20 protein-coding genes are annotated in these 18421 nt (G+C 66.1%); 2 read left to right on the top strand and 18 right to left on the bottom strand.

All coding sequences use genetic code 11. From position 1 onward, the window contains the following. Positions 1-270: 270 nt before the first annotated feature. A complete protein-coding gene (locus VLK31_RS28095) occupies positions 271-846 on the bottom strand; it encodes a thioredoxin family protein (RefSeq protein ID WP_409171768.1) in 576 nt (191 codons plus the stop codon). A 456-nt stretch (positions 847-1302) separates the two neighbouring features. Here VLK31_RS28095 and VLK31_RS28090 point away from each other — a divergent pair, with 456 nt between their 5' ends. Next, a complete protein-coding gene (locus tag VLK31_RS28090) occupies positions 1303-1578 on the top strand; it encodes a hypothetical protein (protein ID WP_409171767.1) in 276 nt (91 codons plus the stop codon). A 337-nt stretch (positions 1579-1915) separates the two neighbouring features. Here the strand turns inward: VLK31_RS28090 and VLK31_RS28085 are convergent, their stop codons facing one another. From VLK31_RS28085 to VLK31_RS28060, 6 genes are all read right to left on the bottom strand, one after another. Continuing rightward, positions 1916-2476 carry a hypothetical protein gene (locus tag VLK31_RS28085; RefSeq protein ID WP_409171766.1) on the bottom strand — a complete coding sequence of 187 codons (561 nt, stop codon included), beginning with the start codon at positions 2474-2476 and terminating at the stop codon, positions 1916-1918. A gap of 128 nt (positions 2477-2604) precedes the next feature. Further along, on the bottom strand, positions 2605-3174 hold the full coding sequence (locus VLK31_RS28080) for a hypothetical protein (RefSeq protein ID WP_409171765.1): 570 nt from the start codon (positions 3172-3174) through the stop codon (positions 2605-2607). Positions 3175-3311: 137 nt separating this feature from the next. Next, on the bottom strand, positions 3312-3695 hold the full coding sequence (locus VLK31_RS28075; RefSeq protein WP_409171764.1) for a nuclear transport factor 2 family protein: 384 nt from the start codon (positions 3693-3695) through the stop codon (positions 3312-3314). Further along, positions 3695-3985 carry a hypothetical protein gene (locus VLK31_RS28070; protein WP_409171763.1) on the bottom strand — a complete coding sequence of 97 codons (291 nt, stop codon included), beginning with the start codon at positions 3983-3985 and terminating at the stop codon, positions 3695-3697. Before VLK31_RS28070 ends, VLK31_RS28075 begins: the two co-directional genes overlap by 1 nt. Beyond that, a complete protein-coding gene (locus tag VLK31_RS28065) occupies positions 3982-4440 on the bottom strand; it encodes a DUF4345 domain-containing protein (protein WP_409171762.1) in 459 nt (152 codons plus the stop codon). The genes VLK31_RS28070 and VLK31_RS28065 overlap by 4 nt, the downstream gene beginning before the upstream one ends. A 75-nt stretch (positions 4441-4515) precedes the next feature. Next, positions 4516-5109 carry a hypothetical protein gene (locus VLK31_RS28060; RefSeq protein ID WP_409171761.1) on the bottom strand — a complete coding sequence of 198 codons (594 nt, stop codon included), beginning with the start codon at positions 5107-5109 and terminating at the stop codon, positions 4516-4518. 250 nt (positions 5110-5359) lie between these two features. Between VLK31_RS28060 and VLK31_RS28055 the strand changes: the two genes are divergently transcribed. Beyond that, positions 5360-5935, top strand: a complete 576-nt coding sequence (locus tag VLK31_RS28055; protein WP_409171760.1) for a lipocalin family protein — start codon at positions 5360-5362, stop codon at positions 5933-5935. 65 nt (positions 5936-6000) lie between these two features. On the opposite strand, the gene VLK31_RS28050 is transcribed toward VLK31_RS28055, so the two are convergent. The 11 genes from VLK31_RS28050 to VLK31_RS28000 form a co-directional block, all read right to left on the bottom strand. Beyond that, positions 6001-6633: a DUF4337 domain-containing protein gene (locus tag VLK31_RS28050; RefSeq protein ID WP_409171759.1), complete on the bottom strand. Its 633-nt coding sequence runs from the start codon at positions 6631-6633 to the stop codon at positions 6001-6003. 135 nt (positions 6634-6768) lie between these two features. Beyond that, a complete protein-coding gene (locus VLK31_RS28045; protein WP_409171758.1) occupies positions 6769-7116 on the bottom strand; it encodes a hypothetical protein in 348 nt (115 codons plus the stop codon). A gap of 161 nt (positions 7117-7277) precedes the next feature. Then, a complete protein-coding gene (gene kdsA, locus VLK31_RS28040; RefSeq protein ID WP_409171757.1) occupies positions 7278-8129 on the bottom strand; it encodes a 3-deoxy-8-phosphooctulonate synthase in 852 nt (283 codons plus the stop codon). Between the two features lie 80 nt (positions 8130-8209). Next, complete coding sequence (locus tag VLK31_RS28035; protein ID WP_409171756.1) at positions 8210-8674, bottom strand: hypothetical protein; 465 nt, start codon at positions 8672-8674, stop codon at positions 8210-8212. Between the two features lie 122 nt (positions 8675-8796). Continuing rightward, positions 8797-9066: a hypothetical protein gene (locus VLK31_RS28030; RefSeq protein WP_409171755.1), complete on the bottom strand. Its 270-nt coding sequence runs from the start codon at positions 9064-9066 to the stop codon at positions 8797-8799. Between the two features lie 204 nt (positions 9067-9270). Continuing rightward, entirely contained in the window at positions 9271-11550 is a 2280-nt protein-coding gene (locus VLK31_RS28025; protein ID WP_409171754.1) for a hypothetical protein, read from the bottom strand. A gap of 17 nt (positions 11551-11567) precedes the next feature. Continuing rightward, positions 11568-12068, bottom strand: a complete 501-nt coding sequence (locus VLK31_RS28020; RefSeq protein WP_409171753.1) for a pyridoxamine 5'-phosphate oxidase family protein — start codon at positions 12066-12068, stop codon at positions 11568-11570. A 345-nt stretch (positions 12069-12413) separates the two neighbouring features. Next, positions 12414-14651, bottom strand: a complete 2238-nt coding sequence (locus VLK31_RS28015; RefSeq protein ID WP_409171752.1) for a molybdopterin cofactor-binding domain-containing protein — start codon at positions 14649-14651, stop codon at positions 12414-12416. A gap of 24 nt (positions 14652-14675) precedes the next feature. Beyond that, positions 14676-15677: an FAD binding domain-containing protein gene (locus VLK31_RS28010; protein ID WP_409171751.1), complete on the bottom strand. Its 1002-nt coding sequence runs from the start codon at positions 15675-15677 to the stop codon at positions 14676-14678. Beyond that, positions 15674-16405, bottom strand: a complete 732-nt coding sequence (locus VLK31_RS28005) for a 2Fe-2S iron-sulfur cluster-binding protein (protein WP_409171750.1) — start codon at positions 16403-16405, stop codon at positions 15674-15676. The genes VLK31_RS28010 and VLK31_RS28005 overlap by 4 nt, the downstream gene beginning before the upstream one ends. Positions 16406-16597: 192 nt before the next feature. Then, on the bottom strand, positions 16598-18319 hold the full coding sequence (locus VLK31_RS28000; RefSeq protein ID WP_409171749.1) for an alpha/beta hydrolase family protein: 1722 nt from the start codon (positions 18317-18319) through the stop codon (positions 16598-16600). Between the last annotated feature and the right edge of the window lie 102 nt (positions 18320-18421).

Here is an 18421-nt window from a genome sequence, read left to right as displayed (position 1 = left end):
CCCCTCCGCGAATGTCCCCCGGCTTCGCCTCCTCCTTTATTTCGCTGCGGGGAGCACCCGACGCCCTGTGCACCAGGGCACGCTCTGAGTGATCGCACGATCAACCAGTGCTCTGAGAACGCTCACGTCGATGGGGTGCCTTGCGCAGCGAAATAAAGGAGGAGGCCGCAGGCCGGGGGACATTCGCGGAGCAAGGTACCCCGTCGGCGTGGGCGTCGCCCTGAACAGCGAGCGCCCTGAACAGCAAGCGCCCCGAACAGCAAACGCCACCTAAGACCCATCAGACAAAGAAGGCGCAGGCTCCGCAAGCAGCGCCTGAATCTTCTTCTCGGTAGTGCCATAGCTGCCCTCGCCAAAGTGCGAGTAGACGATCTTTCCCTGCTTGTCGATCAGGTACACGGCCGGCCAGTACTGGTTCTTGAACGCCTTCCACGTGCCGTAGCTGTTGTCCTGCGCCACCGCATGCTTGATCTGCAGGCGCTCGATGGCGTCCTTCACGTTCTTGGTCGACTTCTCGTACGCGAACTCCGGCGTGTGCACACCCACCACCACCAGGCCCTTGTCCCCGTACTTCTCGTTCCAGTCCTTCACGTACGGCAAGTGGTTCAGGCAGTTGATGCAGGTGTAGGTCCAGAAGTCGACCAGCACCACCTTGCCGCGCAGTTGATCGAGCTTCAACGGTGGCGAGTTGAGCCAGGTGTCGATGTTCTGAAACTCCGGTGCGGCCTGTGCGTCCGACGTCGGAATGTCGCCACCCCCAGGCGAGGCAGCGAACGACAACGTAAGAGCCGTCGCGCAAGCCGCGATGGTCGCGGCAAAGGCAAGGGCAGGGGAGCGAAAGCGCATGAGAGGTCCTTCACGAGAAGAGGGCGGCATTCGTTCACTCGGGTGTGAACGTGTGGCCCGATTCTTCTTTGCATGACCCCGCCGCAGCACGCATTCCGTATGCCTGTGTATCCGCTGGACGAAGCGCAAACAGTACGTTTCAAGAAACGAAAGTCAGAGCTTTGTTGCCCCGCCTCGCGCGCCTCAAATGAACCGAGCAATTCGAGAATTTCTGGGCATATTTAATTTCCACGCCGCGCCCGTCTTGCCTACAGTGAATGCCCTGTCACTGAAAGACCCGACTACCGGTCAAGGAGGAAGCACCAGAAGAAGACCCCACCGCATGGCCTCACGGCGGGCTGTTCGATGCATGGCGCATCGGCGCGAACGTGAGGCGAAAAAGGCGACAGCCGAGGTGGTGGAACACCTCGACCGTCTGACCAAGTGAAGTGCAACACCTCAAAAAGGAGCACCCCAATGGCTGATCGAATTATGAGCCCGCCCAATCCGCCGGTTCCTCCCCCCACCGCCGCCCCGGCCGCCCCCGCGGTCCCCGCAGACCCCGAGCTGAGCGCGGCCGACATCATCGAGAACAACCTGGAGCAACTGCACTCGCTGCTGTGTTGCTGCCACGGCGACGAAGGCCTCGTGCTGCAAGGCGCAGACCCCCACCACCTGAACAACGTGATGTGGCTGGCGGCCACGCTGCTAAAGCAAACGCAGACGCTGTTTCAAGAGGTCTTGAAACAATGAACGGCTGAGGCATCGGGCTGCTGCATCAGTGGGCTGTTTCAGCGGGCTGCATCGAGGGGCTTGAGGCTTTCAAGTGGTCGCGATGGGCCCGATGGGCCCGATGGGCAGCAGTTCGATCTCACCGGCCTGCATCTATCTCTGCATTTCATTCGACCTTTTGCAGAGGATGCCAAGCGCTTCATTGCGCCCATTCGGCATTCTTCAAAGCGGTCGTTCAGCCGGGCAGCTGGAAACGGAGCCGCTTGCTTCGCTTCGCCGCGTCGAACTCCAGGTCTGAGACCTGCTATTCATGAGTGGGCCTCCTTGGCCCTACGCCGCGCGGTATGTGCCTACCTCGCTATTGCTGGTCATTCACAACGTAAGCTTCTTCCAAGTCGCGTCGCAACATCAGCGTGTGCAAGCTTGCCGAGGCTGACGGGCAAGCGATGAATTGCGATCGCAATGCTCTCGCGTATCGATCATCTGAAAGTAGCCGACCATGCGCTGAATTGTCTCGTCGCAATTCTGCCGTTGTCTCAAACTGCCTGTCGGTGACATGGGAAGCGTTGGCGATGCAATATGCCAGTTTGCCCAAGGACCAGTTCGGATGCTGGTGCATGGATACGTGCCATTCACCCACCACCACAGGTTGTCCGAAGTAGAAATACCACGCGGCCAGCAGCGCGTCATCAAGCGCCCTGAACGCGATGTGGAAATCGCTCTTGCCCGGCCCGGGAGGGGATTCCCAGCATCTGAAGGAAAAGCCTTCGAGACCCTCTTCCAAAATTGAATGGCGCTTGCCCTCAACATGGAGCGAGTATCGGCTCGGCGACATCTCACGCACGGTAATGCCGCGTTCGGAGAGGTATTTCATTGAAGACAATAAAGACATCGGTTTCTCACACAGGTCTTGCGGCATGCGATCACCGCGATGGCGATCTTTGGCGTGCGGCCCGCGAGCATCGTGCTCTGGTCCTGCAACACTGAACGCGCCGCTCTCGTGTCGTGCGAAAAGCACTCAGGGTCACAGTGCACCAGGCCAACCCATCAATTCTGGTTGCTCGCGAGGCGCTCGAAGTAGCGTTGATAGACGTTCGCGTAGTTGGTCCCCACCTGACAACAGGTGATGTCTTCGTAGTGCAGTTCGGTGGTGACATCCGCCCATTCTCCGGTGCCGCTGAAGGTCCGAATCTGGAGCGATTCGCCATTGATCTGACAAATTTTTCCGATGACAAAATCGTTGAACTCGCCGGCTTCGCATTCGAGAATCATCAGTGAATTCGCCGGACTGAGTGAACTGATAAGTTCTCGCCAACTCACCGCGTTGAATTGCTCAGTCAAAGGGCTTTGATGCGCCAAGCCTTCATCGGTGATCAGCTGCTTCTGAAGTCGATCTGTGGCGGTCACCTCGATCTGCGTGATGTCTTCGATTCTGAGAGCCATCAAGCCGTCCAGTCGGAAGTCGTACACATACTGGAGCAAAACCAGGGCCGGCGACGCAGCCAAAACGAAGCCTTGAATTTGGTGGTCGTCGATCCCTGTGCGGTAGATTGAGACCAAATCGCCGTCCAGCAAATGTTGTTCAAGCTGCTGCATTTTGGGAATCATGTAGATCAATCTTCAATGTCTGGCTTCGTCATTTCTTGCCACGGTTTGACGAGGTGCCGCCGGCGCAGATGGCACTGCTTCAATGCGTACGTGGTGCGTGCTTTACGGGCCTCTTTATCCTCAACTGCTCACTCCGCAGCGGCCGATCACGCTTCCCGCTCAACCCACTGCCCGCGCCACGCGGGCGCCTCGAATGAATCGGCAAAGTACTGCGTCTCGCGCATGACCTTGCCATCTCTGAACTCCATGATGCTCACGGTGAAGGCGCTCTTGCCCGCGTAGTCGATCACGTATTCGCTGACCCATACACCGCCCTCACCAACGATGCGCCGCACCGCAAACCCCGAAGGCTTGCCGGGGTGGTGGCTGCGCAGCGCTTGCAGGTTGTGCCGGCCACGAATGACTTCGCCCGACTGCGGGTAGCTGCACACGGCATCGTCGTGATAGATCTCGTGCTCGGTCACCTGGTCGCCCGCCGCGGACGCAGCCCAATGCCGATCGATTGCAGCGCGGATGTTCGGCGTTTCCATCATCGACCTCGTTCAGAGCCGGCCGTGGCAATGGGCTCGGCCAGCTTCAGCTGGTCGCTCATGAGCCGCAGCATGCGCACCGCCTCGTCGGCAATCTCGCAGCCGTGGGCCGCGGACGGCGAGCTTTGCGGGTTCATGCCCGCGCGGTCTTGCAGTGCCCCTTCGGTCATGCCGGCAAGCAGGCCAGGCTGTTGCAGCTCCAGGCGTTGGAGCAATCCGTGCAACAGGTAGACGCATGCACCGATGCGCGGGTCGTTCGAGTGTTCGGGTGTTGCTGAAGCGGCATTCATGGGGCGCGTTGCCTTTCTTTGTCTTCTGCGAATTCAAGTGGCGCGTCGGCGCCAGCGACGTCGCGATAGATTTTTCCGGGCAAGTGCCGCTGCGTGGCCCAGTGCGCTGCAGCAATGACGACGGGAAACACCAGCTCCGAGGCCAGGTAGGCCAGCCACACGCCGTGCGGCTCTGGCAGCCCGACCTTGCTCATCGACAGGAGCCGCCCGACAGCCGCCATCAGCACCGCGAAGGCGAGCAGATACACCAGCGTTCCCTGCTGCCGAACGGTGGCGCCCGCCCACAGGCTGATGACCCCCAGCGACAGGTACACGCCGCCCATGAACCGGTGCACGTTGTCCAGCCGGGGCGTGGTCTCCGGCTGCCCCGTCAGCAGTTGCACGGTGCCGCCGAACAAGGCGATGGCGGCCACCAGAAAAAGGCTGACTTGCACGATGCGCTGGCTTGCGGGCATGGGTGGACCTTGGTGCGGCTGTAGAGAGGCCGCGATTGTGCCCCTGCGGGCGTTGCGGTCCTACAGGGCTTGGACCTACGGCAGCGTCGCGGGCGACGAAAACGGCTGCGTGGCGTCCACCACGAACATCACCAGCGCATGCAGCTCGGTCGTGCCGCTGCTCGACACCTGCATGGCCATGCCGGCGCCATGACCGGCTTCGGGCTGCCCGGGCCCGATCCGCATCATGCCGTGCGCACCGCGAATGCTCTGCTCGCCGGCCAGCACGAAGAACGCCTCCGAGCCGGGGTGCATGTGCACGGGCGTGGCGCTGCCGGGCGGCCCGCTGGCCTCGTTGATGCGCAGCAGGTACTGGGGCGCGTCGATCCGTGGAACGGGGCCTACTTCTGCGACCCTGCGGCCCCCGGCCGATGCACCGCCCGCCGGCCCGAGCGTGAAGAGCCACACCTTGCCCGCCGCCTCGGCGACCAGCGCCCATGGGCCCGCGGCGGCCTGCGCCTGTTCGCGCGCGGCAAAGTTGTCGATGCGCCAGAACAGAGGGCCGGGCGGCAGGTCGGCCACTTTCTTCTCGGCCAAGGTGGTGATGGTCAGCGCTGTTTGCGCGCTCGCCGTGGCCGGCGACAGGCATTGAAGGCCGGCCAGGATGCAACCGGCAAGAAACTGTCTCATGACGACACCTCCTTCGCGCATGCGCCGCGGCGACCTGCCACGGCTCATTTCACAGTAGTACGTTTGCGGCGAAATACCACTGCGGCGAAATACCACTGCGGCGAATGCCCGAGGCACCCTGTTTGCCCACCGCAGTTCGCTGTGAAGCCTTCAGCGCCCGATGGAAGGCATGCCGTCCGACGCGGCAGGGCAGGGCCGCGCGCTAGGGTGCGGTGTCACACATCGGAGCCCACACACCATGCCCAGACTCATGCGAACCCTTCTCTCGAGCCCGCCGCTGCACATGGCGCTGGGCGTTGCCGCCGCACTCCTGATGACCGGCTGCGCGGTGTCGCCGCCGACCATTCCGCCTGTGAAGCAGGTCGACCTGCAGCGCTTCATGGGCGACTGGTATGTCATCGGCAACATTCCCACGCGGCCCGAGCGCAATGCGTTCAACGCGGTGGAGTCGTACAGCCTGAAGCCCGACGGCAGCATCGACACGCGCTTTCGCTACCGCGAAGGCGGCTTCGACGGCCCGCTGAAAACGATGAACCCCACCGGCACCGTGGTGCCGGGCACCAGCAATGCGGTGTGGGGCATGCAGTTTGTCTGGCCAATCAAGGCGGAGTACGTGATCGTGGACATCGACCGCGACTACCAGCTCACCATCGTCGGGCGCAGCGACCGCGACTACGCCTGGATCATGGCGCGCACGCCGACCATCTCCGAGCCGCTCTACCAGGCCGCTGTCACGCAGCTGAAAACGCTGGGCTACTCGGTCGACAACCTGCGCCGCGTGCCGCAGCAGTGGCCGGAAGACGCGGACTCGGTGCCCAAGAAGTAGCAGCCGCCGCGCCCCCTGGCGCGCTTGGCGCCCTTTGCGCCCTTGGGTGACCTTGAGTGAAGGCGCTAGATGTGGAACGCCGCCAGCACGCCGATGGCCAGCCCGGCCACGGCAACGCCGAACATGCCGCGCTCCAGCCACTTCTTCTTGGTGAGCAGCGCCATGGCGGCCAGCGCAATCGACACCTGCAGCACGGTGGTGGCCTGTGCCCAGCGGTGGTGCTGGTGCATTTGCTCTTCAGACTGCGCGTCCCAGCGGTTGGAGTCGTCCTCCAGCTTCTTGGCGGCGGCTTGAATGTCGGTTTTTTCCTGCTCGTAGCGCGCCACCTTCACCTGCCAGCCCTGGCGGCGGGTGTCGTCGGTAGCGGTGTCGCGTGCAAATTCAGCCAGCGCCTGCTTGGTGCTTTTCGACTGAAAGTAATTCCACTGGTTCGACGCCTCGGTCTTCTTGATGGCGGCGTTGTTCTTGTAGAGCCCCGCGTTGGCCTGCGTGGCCCCGCCCATGTACGAAAAGATGGCGCCCACCGTGGCAATGACGGCGGTGCACACGGCAATCTTGCTGGTCATGCTCATGCCGCCGTCCTTGGCGCCGTTTGCATCGTCGGCGCCATGGGCGCCGTGGCCGTCGTGCCCGCCGGAAGCGGCATGTTCGAGCTCGTGATCGTGCGGGCCGTGCACGTGAAAACCGTGTCCTGACATGAGGTCCTTTGGCGTATTTTGAAATTCTGGGGGCGCGCGAGTATGCACGGTTTGCGTGACTGTTCCCCGGAAAGTCGGCCTTCCGCCCGCAGCTCGCGACCGGCGCTCAGCCTGCGCGCCGTGCCCTGCGTTGTTTCAAGCCATCGGCGGCGCGGCGCCTTCCGGCCCTCGGTGGCCGTCCTGCGTGCCACGGGCGCTGAAATGCGCCCGCAGCTTGAACAAGGTCTTGCGCACCCGACCGCGCCAAGTGGGGCCGCGCGGCCGCGGGGGCACCAGGTGGGCCGGCAGCGCCATGTGTTCGGAGTCGGGCATGCCTGCCCGCAGCGGGTCGTGCTGGTGCTTCATGGCGTGGGCGATGCGCATGAGCCGCATGGACGCGCCGGGCTCGTGGCGGCGCAGGCCTTCCACCTCTTGTGCGTAGCGCTCGGTCAGCTGCGACCACTGGGAGAAGTCGTGTCCGAGCAGTGAAGCTTGCCTGTCCATGTCCTGCACCTTTTCTTTTTGATCATTCGCGCCATGACGGCGGGCCTGGGGCATTGACCAACGGGTGTGCGGTTCAGGTGCCTGAATGGTTTATCGGAAGGTGCAGGCGGATGTTTAGTACCAAGCCCTTATTTATTTAAGGGCCGGCGCCCGGGGCGCGCTCAGATCTTCAGTGCGGGGAACGCCTTGACCAGGTCGTCCAGCGCCTTCAGCTGCGTGAGGAAGGGCCCCAGCTTGTCCAGCGGCAGGGCGCTGGGGCCGTCGCACTTGGCTTGCGCCGGGTCGGGGTGCGCCTCCAGAAACAGGCCGGCCAGGCCCACCGCCATGCCGGCGCGTGCCAGGTCGGCCACCTGCTCGCGCCGGCCACCCGAGGCGGCGGCGCCAGACTCGCGCTGCTGCAGCGCATGCGTCACGTCGAAGATGACCGGCAGGTCTTGCGTGATCTTCTTCATCACGCCGAAGCCCAGCATGTCGACCACCAGGTTGTCGTAGCCGAAGCAGGTGCCGCGGTCGCAGAGGATGAGCTTGTCGTTGCCCGCTTCCTTGAACTTCTCGACGATGTTGAGCATCTGCGAGGGGCTCAGAAACTGCGGCTTCTTGATGTTGATGACGCGGCCCGTCTTGGCCAGCGCCACCACCAGGTCGGTCTGGCGCGCCAGGAAGGCGGGCAACTGCAGCACGTCGACCACTTCGGCCACGGGGGCTGCCTGGGCGATCTCGTGCACGTCGGTGAGCACGGGCACGCCGAAGGTGTCTTTCACGGCCTGCAGGATCTTCAAGCCCTCGTCCAGGCCGGGGCCGCGGTACGAGTGAATGGACGAGCGGTTGGCCTTGTCGAAGCTGCCCTTGAACACATAGGGAATGCCCAGCTTCTGCGTAACGCGCACGTACTCTTCGGCACTGCGCAGGGCCAGGTCGCGGGACTCCAGCACGTTGACCCCGCCGAAGAGAACGAAGGGGCTGTCGTTGCCGACGGAAACTTGGGGGCTGATGGTGACGGTGACGGTGGGCAAGGTTTTCTCCAGGCTGTTTGGACGCTATTGTCCGTCCGCTTGAAGAGACCCCAGCCCCCGCCCCAGCCCCCGGCCCCGGCTCAGCTCTTGCGGCGCGGCGGCGCGTCCTTGCCGGCGGGCGGCGCGCCGTCTTCGCGGTAGCGCAGCTCGTTGCCGACGCGGCTGGGGTACTTCAGCGCGTCCATCGAGCCCGCGCGTGCGGTGTTGGGGCGCATCTCGCTGCCGGTGTAGGTTTCGCGGCGCAGCGGAGGGCGCGGGCCCAGCGTGGGGGTGGGTGCGGTGGGGACCACCGGCTGCTCTTCATGCCCTTGCAGCGCCTCGCGCCCCTTGGCCGTGATCGTGTGCAGATGGCTGGGCGTGCCGTCGTGCCGCGGGCTGGAAACTTCGCGAACGTAGCCCTGGAGCCGCAGTGCGGCCAGGTCGTCTGAAACCGGCCGGCCGAGGCTCTGGCCAATGACGATGCCGAGCGACAGGTCCATGCGGGCCACCGCGCGCAGCACGGCGAATTGGTCCGGGGAAAGGGGGGCGGGGGAGGAAGAAGTCATCTGGCATTGTCCCCCGGGTTTGGCCTTCACACGCGGGAATGGCTTCCGGCGGGCATTCAACAGGCCTCCAGCGGGCTTTCAACAGGCCTCGATACAGCCTTACCGGCCCTCTGCAAGCAACCTCAGCCCGCCGAAAGCGAGCGTGCCTCGGCGCCTTCAGCGCGGCGCTCTATCCAAGCCAGGCACTGCTCGCGCAACAGGTCGATCGAGGCCAGCGCGTTGGCCTGCGGCTCGAAGATCGACAGTTCGCAGTGGGGCTCGCCATCGCAGTGGATGTGCGCGCTGCCCGCGAACTTTTCGCGGGCAGGCTCCAGCCGGTAATGAATTTCCCAGCCGCCGTGATGGCGTTCCGAATGGGCGACGGCGTCGGCCGGTGTTCCGGCGCGGGGCATCGGGTGGGTGCGGTGCGACCGTGCAACGAAGGGCCTCAGGAGGGATGCCGAGCGAAAGGAGTTCATGCGCAGGGGTAGCAGGCGAGTGACAGGGGAGGAACGGAGGTGTGAAACCGACCCTGAAAAATATAGTTGCCCACGCGCGCCGCCTCTGTCGGAAGAGATGCCGAGATCCGCTGTTCGAACCCCGGCTCCTCATCTCTTTCACCCGTGCCGCAACTGCACCACTCCTGCTGCAGCCGTCGGCCCATGCTGCAGCGCCACGGGCAGCCGCTCGTCGAGCCAGTCCATGCGCCAGGCCAGCACCGCCATGGCCAGCACCAGCACGGCTGCTGCCGCCATGCCCGTGGCCCCGTGCCGGTCGCGGTACGGGTCGCTCGCAATGCGCCTTGCGCCGACCGGCACATGCGCGGTCTGCGACAGCATGCCGCCCAGGCGCACATTGACCTTCATGCGCCCGTTGATGGCCCAGCCGCTCGCGTCCAATATCGGCCCCAGGCTGCGCTGGCGCAGCTTGAGCCACGCAATCAGCATGCTCGGCCCCGAGATGGCCAGCACGATGCCCAGCAACGCCACCGGTATCCACTGCCCCAGGTCGACGAACTTGCCGAAGATGGCCACCAGCACCGCGCTGATGCTGCCCAGCGCCACGCCAATGGCGGCCACCGTGCCCACGTCCACCCGGCCCGCGGGGCGGGGCACGGCGGTGGGCACCTTGGCGGCAGCAACTGAAGAGGCTGCACCGGCACCGGCCTGGTCCGCCGTGGTCAGCCGGCTCGCAAGGCTGCTCAGCCCGACCTGGCCCACCGCGTCCTGCGCCGCGGCGCGCTTGGCCACCTGCTCCTCGATGACGCGCACAAACTTCTTGTACGGCGCAAAGAAGGCCTGCGCCACGCTGGTCGGGTTCTCGATCAGCTTGGTGATGGTGGCGTCCCAGTCGCGGCCCTGGCGGTCGTAGAACACGCCGTTGCGCCCGACGAACAGAAAGTCGATGTCGCCTGCGGTAAAGGCCGCCACGATGCTCATCTTCGCGCCCTGGCGCGTGCAGTCGCAGTAGGCCAGGCAGGTCTTGGCCAGGCCGGCCAGCACCGCGTGCCGGGCCGTGTCCTGCACCTGCACGGTGAGCTCGCAGCTGCGCCCGTCCAGGTACAGCGTGCCGGCCTGAAAGATGGCGCCCTCGCGCCGGTAGAAGGCCTTGAACGACACGAAGTTGTTCAGCAGCACCACCAGGTCGCGCTGCAGCCGAATGAGCTTTTCCAGGTCGACCAGCAGCGCGTTGTGTTCTTCGGCCGCCTCGTCTTCCTGGATGAGCGCCAGCAGCGGCTCGCGCGTTTGCAGCAGCTCGCTCAGCCTGTCCAGCGGCAACGCGGCGGCCCAGTTGTCGGGGCGCTTGGCCATCAGCGCCTGCAGCGGTACGAGCTTGGCCTTGATGGCCAGCCAGTCGGCCTCGGCCAGTTCGTCGCGCTCGCCCAGCAGCGGCGACACGGTGCGCTCGGTGAAAGTGCCAATGGCCTCGGCCCATGCAGGGTTCAGGCTGGTGCCTTGCAGCGGCAGCACGCAGCGGGGCGTGACCGGGGCCAGCGGCAGGTCGGCAATGGGCTGGGCCTGCAGGTCGAGCCGTGTGGCGCCCAGTTCGTCATACGCCTTGGGCGAAGGGTTGAGCGCCGCCACGGCCTGCACGTCGAAGGCGGCCACGCGGCAGCGCGCAAAGAAGTCGTCGAGCTTGCCCTGCACCTTGTTGGCCGCATCGGCCGCCGCCAGCGTGGGGTCGCCCAGCGGCATCAGCACGGCGTTGCCTGCGTCGGCCTGCACATGCCAGTCGCGCGCGGTCTGCACTTCGGCAAAGAAGGCTTCGGCGCGCGCACGGTCTATACCGGGCGTGGCCTTGTGCCGGTCGGGCACGCTGCCGTGGGTGCGGATCACCTCTTCGATGGTGGCGCGCAGAGCGTCGTCCTGCGCCGTCTCGGGCGTGACGACGCCGTCGCCGTTGAAGCGCATGGCGGCCAGCAGCTCTCCACGGTCTGCAATGTCGGCCAGCGTGAGTGTGCTGGCGTCGGGCTTGCCCTGAATCTGCAGCAGGCGATGCGCCTCTTCGCGCAGGCGTGCGCCTGCGGGGTTGCTGTCGTCCAGCTCATCGAGCGTGAGCACGTCGCTGCCCTGCAGCAGCACGTCGGGGTTGCGCAGCCGCGCGCACACCCACTCGCAAGCTGCCACCACTTCGGGGGGGCGCACCCGCCCGTCGTGGTCGGCGTCGATCAGGTCGAGAGTGCGCGCATCGAAGTCGATGCCGCGCGTGGGACAGGCGAGCGCCACCCACAGCTTCTGGTCGAGCTCGCCGATGCGGGCGATGTCTTCGCCGGAGCGAAACACCACCTGGTCGGTGCCGCCCGCGCGCACGAACTGCCAGCGGTGGCGGGTGGGGGTAGGGGAGTTGCTTTTGTCAGCGGCCTTGGGGGAGGGTGCAGCGTTGTTCGCCTGCGTCATCGTCGACGGCCCTGCACTCAGATCGCGACCTTCTTGTGCTCACCCAAGTCCTTCGGCGTCTCACCGGTGATGGCGGCCTTGGCCATCTTGTAGAGCTGCACCATCTTGCTGTCTTCCACGTCCCAGTACTCGGCGCCGAGCACGGTCACGGCCAGCAGGCCCAGGTTGGGGTCGGTCGGGCCGTTGGGGAACCAGGCCTGTGCCATCTTGGTGAACAGGGCTTCCTTCTTGGCCTGGTCTTCGAGCAGCGCGGCGCGGCCCGACACCGACACGTAGCTGTCAGCATCGGTATTGGCATAGGCGATGTTCACGACGGGGTCGGACACCACATGGCGTGCGATGTCGCCGTTCTTCGGAACGAAGAAATACAGCGTGCCCACGTCGTCACCGTCCTTGTTCTGCGTGGTCAGCGGGTGGCTGTGCAGCTGGCCGTCGTCATGGCGATGGGTGAGCATGCCGAAACGGGTGTCCTTGATCAGCTCCCAGAGCTTGCCTTGGTCGGTGGTGGTGGTCGTCATGTGTGTGTGCTCCAGAGGGTTGAGGTTGGTGTTGATCTGCGGTTGAAGACTTCACCGTAAAGCCATGCACGGCCTGCTCTTGAGGACACACAACCCGCGGGCGTGTCGTCCGGCGCCGACATGCGCGTGTTCAAAGAGTCGTCATCGAGCCTTCGTAGGTCTTGTCTGTCCGGCGGAGTCGGCATTGCCCTTGCCGGTGCGCCCTCACGCCCCGCTAATTTGAATGACGACGGACCCCCGTTCCTCGTAGCTGTTCCTCTTCCTTTTGCGAGGGCCTCGGCGCATGACTGCAACGAGGCTTGAACCCGGCTTGGCGCCGGGTTCTTTTTTGCCTCCGAAAAATGTTCAGCCCTGCCTGGCCTGCAGCCCCAGCACCTTGTCCAGCGTGAGCGGGTAATCGCGAATGCGCACCCCCGTCGCGTTGTAGACCGCGTTGGCCACCGCCGCGCCCGCGCCGCAGATGCCCAGCTCGCCCACGCCTTTGATCTTCAGCGGGTTGGCCTTGTCGTCCACTTCGTCGATGAACACCGCCTCCACTGCCGGAATGTCGGCATGCGAGGGCACGTGGTATTCGCCCAGGTCGTGGTTGGTGAAGCTGCCGAAGCGGGTGTCGACCACCGCGTCTTCGAACAGGGCTGAGCCCACGCCCCAGATCATGGCGCCCGTCGCCTGGCTGGTGGCGGTCTTCATGTTCAGAATGCGGCCCGCGGCAAACACGCCCAGCATGCGGCGCACGCGAATCTCACCGGTGTCGGTGTCGACCGCCACTTCGGCAAAGTGCGCGCCATAGCCCTGCTGCGAAAATTTCTTCGCCATGTCGCCCTTCTTGATCTGCCCCTCCGCGCGAAGGCCCAGCGTGCCGGCCAACGCACCCAGCGTGTCAGACCGGTTGCCCGCGGTGGCGCGCCCGCCGGCAAACACCACGTCGGTCGGCTTGGCGTTCAGGCGCCGCGCCACCTGCTCGCGCAGGTTGGTGCAGGCGTCGAACAATGCAGAGCCCGCGCTGGCAGCGCCCCATGAACCGCCGGAGCCGGGCGTTTCGGGAAAGTCGCTGTCGCCCAGTTCGATGCGCACCTGCTCGATGGGCAGACCCATCGTCTCCGCCGCAATCTGCGTGAACACGGTGTAGCTGCCGGTGCCGATGTCGGTCATCGACATGCGCGCCGTGAGCACGCCCTGGCGGTCGAGCGACACCGCGCACTTGGCGTCCATCAGCAGGTTGTTGCGAATGGCCGCCGCAAAGCCCAGGCCGATCTGCCAGCGCCCCTCGCGCACCGAGCCGGGCGCCGCATTGCGTCGGTTCCAGCCGAAGCGCTCGGCACCTTCGTTCATGCAGCGCAGCAGCTGCCGGGTGGAAAACGGAATGTTCTTCTCCGGGTCCATGGCCGGCTCGTTGCGCCGGCGCAGCTCTATGGGGTCGAGCTTGAGTTTTTCGGCCAGCTCGTCCATCGCCTGCTCGAGCGCCAGCATGCCGACTGCTTCGCCGGGCGCGCGGGTCGAGTCCGAAATCGGCAGGTCGAGCTTCACCACCCGGTGCGTGGTGAGGCGGTTGGGCGCGGCATACAGCGTGCGCGTTTGCGCGCTGGCGGTTTCATAGAAGTTGTCGAAGCGCGCGCTGTGCGACAGCGCGTCATGCCCTATGGCGGTGAGCTTGCCGTCGGCCGTTGCACCCAGCCGCACGCGCTGCACGGTCTGGCTGCGGTGCGTGGTGAAGTGAAACATCTGCTGGCGCGTGAGCGCCGTCTTCACCGGCCGCTTCAACTGCCGTGCGGCCATGGCCGACAGCATCACGTCGCCGTAGATGGGCAGTTTGCCGCCGAAGCCGCCGCCGATATAGCGGCTCACGATGCGCACCTTCGACGGCGCAATCTGCAGCGTGTTGGCCACCGCGTTCTGCGCGCTTTCGAGCAACTGGGCCGCACAGTGCACCGTGAGCTTGTCGCCGCTCCACCAGGCCAGCGTGGCATGCGGCTCCATCTGCGCGTGAATGTGGGTGGGCGTGGTGTAGGTGGCGTCCAGCTGCACCGGCGCCTTGGCAAAGGCGGTGTCGAAGTCGCCGATGCGGCTGTCGGCCTTTTGCTGCTCGTCGTCCTTCGGGGTCTCGGCCTTGGCTTGCGCTGCGGCCATGTCGAATTCACCGGGCTCGGCCTCGTAGCGCACGCGCACCAGCCTGGCGGCGGCGCGTGCCACTTCGAAGCTTTCGGCCACCACAAAGGCCACGGCCTCTCCGTAGTAGCGCACCCGGTCGTTCGCCAGTTGAGGCGATGCGCGCGCAAAGCGGTCCTTCGCCTCCAGCGGGCCCCAGGTGCCTTGGCGGGGCGCGTTGCGGTGCGTCATGACCAGCAGCACGCCGGGCGTCTTCTCTGCCGCCGAGGCGTCGATGTCGGCCACCCGCCCGTGGGCGATGGTGGCCTCCACGATGAAGCCGTAGGCCGGCTTGCCAGGTGCCTCCTGCACCTCGTAGGCATAGGGCGCCTGGCCGGTCACCTTCAGGCGGCCGTCCACGCGGTCGATGGGCTTGCCGATGAGGCCGCCGCGGTTCTCGTCGATCGGGTTGCGGGCCGAGGGAGCGTTCATTTCCATGGTGTCGTTTCCTTTCGGCCGGGGTCAGGCCGGGCGCACTGCACGTACTGCACGCGCGGCTTCGGTGATGGTGGCCTGCAGGGTGCGGCGCACCAGCGGGAGCTTGAAGTCGTTGTGGCCATGGCCGCGCGCGCCTTGCAGCACGGTGTCGGCGGCAGCGTCGATCGCCGCGTCGTCGAGCACGGTGTCGGCCAGGCGTGCTTCGGCCGCCTCCACGCGCCACGGCTTGTGCGCCAGCCCGCCGAAGGCCATGCGCGCGGTGCGAATGCGCCCGCCCACCGCATCCACGATGGCCGCGACGGACACCAGCGCGAACGCATACGACGCACGGTCGCGGACCTTGCGGTACACGTGCTGGCCCGGCACCGGCGCCGGCAGCGTGACCGATGTGATGAGCTCGCCCGGCTGCAGGTCGGTGTCGGTCTGCGGCGTCTGGCCCGGCAGGCGGTGAAAGTCGGCAATGGGAATCACGCGGCGCATGCCGCTGGGCAACACGGTTTCCACCGTGGCGTCGAGCACGCGCATGGCCACCGCCATGTCCGACGGGTGCGTGGCGATGCACTGGTCGCTGGTGCCCACCACCGCATGCATGCGGTTGTAGCCCTGCAGCGCGGAGCAGCCCGTGCCGGGCGCGCGCTTGTTGCAGGCGCGCGCGGTGTCGTAGAAGTAGTAGCAGCGGGTGCGCTGCAGCAGGTTGCCGCCGGTGGTGGCCTTGTTGCGCAACTGGCCGGAGGCACCGGCCAGCAGTGCGCGGCTGAGCACCGCGTAGTCTTTGCGCACGCGCGGGTCCGCCGCCAAGTCGGCATTGCGCACCATGGCTCCGATGCGCAGGCCGCCCTGCGCGGTGGGCTCTATGGTGTCCAGGCCCAGGCGGTTGATGTCCACCAGGTGCACCGGCGTTTCGACCTGCAGCTTCATCAGGTCGAGCAGGTTGGTGCCGCCCGCGATCAGGCGTGCGCCGGGGCGCGCCGCAGCCGCCGCGGCGGCTTCGGGCGAGGCCGCGCGTTCATAGCTGAAGGCCTTCATGAGCGCACCCCCGACACGTCCGACACTTCCGACACTTCCTTGATGGCCGCCACAATGTTGGGGTACGCGCTGCATCGACAGAGGTTGCCGCTCATGCGTTCGCGTATTTCTTCGTCGCTCAGCGACACGGTGGCCGTGAGGTCGCGCGTCACGTGGCTGGGCATGCCCGCGCGGGCCTCCGCCAGCATGCCGGCGGCCGAGCAGATCTGCCCCGGCGTGCAGTAGCCGCACTGAAAACCGTCGTGCGTCACAAAGGCCTGCTGCAGCGGGTGCAGCGTGTCGCCTTGCGCCATGCCTTCGATGGTGGTGACCGACTGGCCGTCGTGCATCACCGCCAGCGTGAGGCACGCATTGGTGCGGCGGCCTTCGATGAGCACGGTGCACGCGCCGCACTGGCCGTGGTCGCAGCCTTTCTTGGTGCCGGTCAGGCGCAGGTTTTCGCGCAGCGCGTCCAGCAGGGTGGTGCGGGTGTCGACTTCCAGGCGCTGGGGCTTGCCGTTGATTTGCAGCTCGATCTGCATGCGGTACGGCGCTGGTTCGGGCTGTGCCGGGGTGGCCGTTTCAGCGGGCGTGGTGTTCTGCGCGTTCTGCGCGATAGGCGCTGCCTGCGCTGCGGCACCCAGCGTGGCATTGGCACCGACGAGCGCAACGCCGGACTGGAACACGGCGCGGCGTGTCACGCGTGCGCGGGCGTCGTCCACGCCTTCAGGGTGGTTTTCGAATTTCATCGTGGGCTCCGGGGGAGGGCGCGGCTCGCGGCCCGGAAGACGGCCTGCACAAGCGCTGCGCTTGCAAAAAATCGTAGGCAGCGGTGCAAGCGCGGCGCCAGCGCCTTCACGCTGTCGTCATGTAGGCAGCCACCGACGACGGGTGGCTGCAGGGCGCGATCAGCGCGCGATCAATGCGCGATCAGTGGCCGATCAATGCGCGGTGGCCGCCGCCTTCGGCCTGGAAGACGCCTCCCACGAATCCGGCGTGGTCGCCACCAGCGACTTGAAGTCCTTCCACGGCCTTGCGCCCGGAATGGTGCGCCCGCCGACGATCAGCGCCTTGGCATACGCCACCATGCGCTCGCGCAGATAGGCCCGGTCGGACGCGGGCCAGGTCTCTATTGCATGCGGCCCGCGCGCCAGCACGATCTCTTTCAGCCCTCGGATGCGGTTGTAGGCCGCCACCGTGCCTTCGAGCGATTCAGCCCGGTCCCACAGCCCCTTGCCGAAGAACGCAGCGGGCCAGCGGTCCATGCCCGCCAGCGTGGACGAGTTGGGATAGAACACGATGTGGTGGTCCGCCGCCATGCCGCCCAGAAAAAGGTTGCGGTCGGCCAGGTCGGGCGCGTCGCCCACATAGCCCGCGCCGCTGGCAAAAGACGACAGCAATATGGCGCCGCGAATGTTGCGCAGCCCCTTGGGCGGCGTGCAGGTGGGCTCCGGCATGTCGAAGCTGCACTGCGCCACGTAGTTGCGCGTCATGGCCCACGCGGTGGACATGGAGCCGCGCGAATAGCCGCCCAGCACCAGCGGAATGTCGCTGGCCGACATGCCCGCCATCAGCCGGCCGCGCGTGGCGTCGCCCGCCAGCAGTTCGCCCTGGGGCGTGAGCAGGCGCAGGCCGCGCCCGGTGTCCAGCGCGGTGAGCGCGCGGAACACGTCCTCGCCTTGCTCCAGCGTGTTGGTGTCGCTGAAGCCGCCCGACAAGCCCTCGCCGCGCCGGTCGTAGGCCAGCACGTCGTAGCCGGCCTGGTTCAGCGCGTACAGGTTCTCGCGCCACCAGCGCTGGCCCATGGTCTCGGTGGTCGCGTTGGGAAAGCTCACCGGCGTGGTCTTGCCGGTTTTTGCGTCGGTGCGGTAGGCCACCTCGTCGGGGTGCTGAATGGCCGTGAGCTGCCCGCCGCCGCCCGGCGCCATGATGGCCAGCGCACGCACCTTCTTGCCCTTGCCGTCGGTCACGCCCGCGCCTTCGATGTACCAGCCGCGCAGCTTGATGTCGCCGGTTTTCTTCAAGTCGATGCGCTCGAAGGCATCGCGCGGCACGGTGAACTCCACGATGGTGGTGCGCGCGTCAGCCTCTGCAATGCCTTCGCGGTACGGCGCCTTGGCAAAGAAGGCGGGGCGGCGAATGGCCTTCAGGTCGACCTGACCGTCGGGGTCGATCTTTCCCGAGGGGTCGACCGCGCCGGTCGAGCGCGTGGCGCGCTCCTTGTTGGGCGGCAGCCAGCGCTGCATTTGCGCATCGATGCGCTTGAAGCAGGCCGCGTCCTCCTTGCAGGCGCGCCAGCGGGCCTTGAGCTTGTCGTCGGTGAACTCGCTCACGTGGTAGTCGCCTCCGCGGTAGCCGGGCGGCGTCGGGTTGGCTGTCATCAGCACCGGCACGCACTCCTTGGCGCCCGAGCCCTTCGGGCCTTGCCCCAGCAGGTAGCCGCCCATCATGGCGTTGCGGTCGGTGCCGACCCACGCCGTGCAGTCGGTGGGCGGAGGGGTGCTGGCGATGGTCTGGCGTTCGGCTTCGGTGGTGGCGGTGGTGCACGCACCAAGCAGGCAGAGCACGCCGATCAGGCTGAGCGTGCGGGCCGCTGTGAGGCCGGGGGCGGCCGCCCGGCAAGGCAGCGTGTGCGGTGCGGGGCGCGGGGTGGGTTCAGTCATCGAGACGGGAGCTCCGGAAAGAACGGAGAGAAAAAACGGGAACGTCGATCTTCGCCGCAATGGCACCGCTCCAACGAAGCGAATGCCCTTAGCCCATGCCAG

This window comes from Variovorax sp. H27-G14 (assembly GCF_046156345.1).
In the GTDB taxonomy this organism is placed as follows: Bacteria; Pseudomonadota; Gammaproteobacteria; order Burkholderiales; family Burkholderiaceae_C; genus Variovorax.
This window is presented reverse-complemented; position numbering and strand designations above follow the sequence as displayed.

What these genes read in the sequence shown, in the direction of transcription:
- VLK31_RS28030 (WP_409171755.1), bottom strand. Translation starts at nt 9,066, where the DNA reads ATGCCCCGCGCCGGAACACCGGCCGACGCCGTCGCCCATTCGGAACGC.
- VLK31_RS28045 (WP_409171758.1), bottom strand. Translation starts at nt 7,116, where the DNA reads ATGGACAGGCAAGCTTCACTGCTCGGACACGACTTCTCCCAGTGGTCG.
- VLK31_RS28015 (WP_409171752.1), bottom strand. Translation starts at nt 14,651, where the DNA reads ATGGAAATGAACGCTCCCTCGGCCCGCAACCCGATCGACGAGAACCGC.
- VLK31_RS28070 (WP_409171763.1), bottom strand. Translation starts at nt 3,985, where the DNA reads ATGAATGCCGCTTCAGCAACACCCGAACACTCGAACGACCCGCGCATC.
- VLK31_RS28025 (WP_409171754.1), bottom strand. Translation starts at nt 11,550, where the DNA reads ATGACGCAGGCGAACAACGCTGCACCCTCCCCCAAGGCCGCTGACAAA.
- VLK31_RS28000 (WP_409171749.1), bottom strand. Translation starts at nt 18,319, where the DNA reads ATGACTGAACCCACCCCGCGCCCCGCACCGCACACGCTGCCTTGCCGG.
- VLK31_RS28065 (WP_409171762.1), bottom strand. Translation starts at nt 4,440, where the DNA reads ATGCCCGCAAGCCAGCGCATCGTGCAAGTCAGCCTTTTTCTGGTGGCC.
- VLK31_RS28005 (WP_409171750.1), bottom strand. Translation starts at nt 16,405, where the DNA reads ATGAAATTCGAAAACCACCCTGAAGGCGTGGACGACGCCCGCGCACGC.
- VLK31_RS28035 (WP_409171756.1), bottom strand. Translation starts at nt 8,674, where the DNA reads ATGACTTCTTCCTCCCCCGCCCCCCTTTCCCCGGACCAATTCGCCGTG.
- VLK31_RS28075 (WP_409171764.1), bottom strand. Translation starts at nt 3,695, where the DNA reads ATGGAAACGCCGAACATCCGCGCTGCAATCGATCGGCATTGGGCTGCG.
- VLK31_RS28095 (WP_409171768.1), bottom strand. Translation starts at nt 846, where the DNA reads ATGCGCTTTCGCTCCCCTGCCCTTGCCTTTGCCGCGACCATCGCGGCT.
- VLK31_RS28090 (WP_409171767.1), top strand. Translation starts at nt 1,303, where the DNA reads ATGGCTGATCGAATTATGAGCCCGCCCAATCCGCCGGTTCCTCCCCCC.
- VLK31_RS28055 (WP_409171760.1), top strand. Translation starts at nt 5,360, where the DNA reads ATGCGAACCCTTCTCTCGAGCCCGCCGCTGCACATGGCGCTGGGCGTT.
- VLK31_RS28010 (WP_409171751.1), bottom strand. Translation starts at nt 15,677, where the DNA reads ATGAAGGCCTTCAGCTATGAACGCGCGGCCTCGCCCGAAGCCGCCGCG.
- VLK31_RS28050 (WP_409171759.1), bottom strand. Translation starts at nt 6,633, where the DNA reads ATGTCAGGACACGGTTTTCACGTGCACGGCCCGCACGATCACGAGCTC.
- VLK31_RS28085 (WP_409171766.1), bottom strand. Translation starts at nt 2,476, where the DNA reads ATGCCGCAAGACCTGTGTGAGAAACCGATGTCTTTATTGTCTTCAATG.
- VLK31_RS28060 (WP_409171761.1), bottom strand. Translation starts at nt 5,109, where the DNA reads ATGAGACAGTTTCTTGCCGGTTGCATCCTGGCCGGCCTTCAATGCCTG.
- VLK31_RS28020 (WP_409171753.1), bottom strand. Translation starts at nt 12,068, where the DNA reads ATGACGACCACCACCACCGACCAAGGCAAGCTCTGGGAGCTGATCAAG.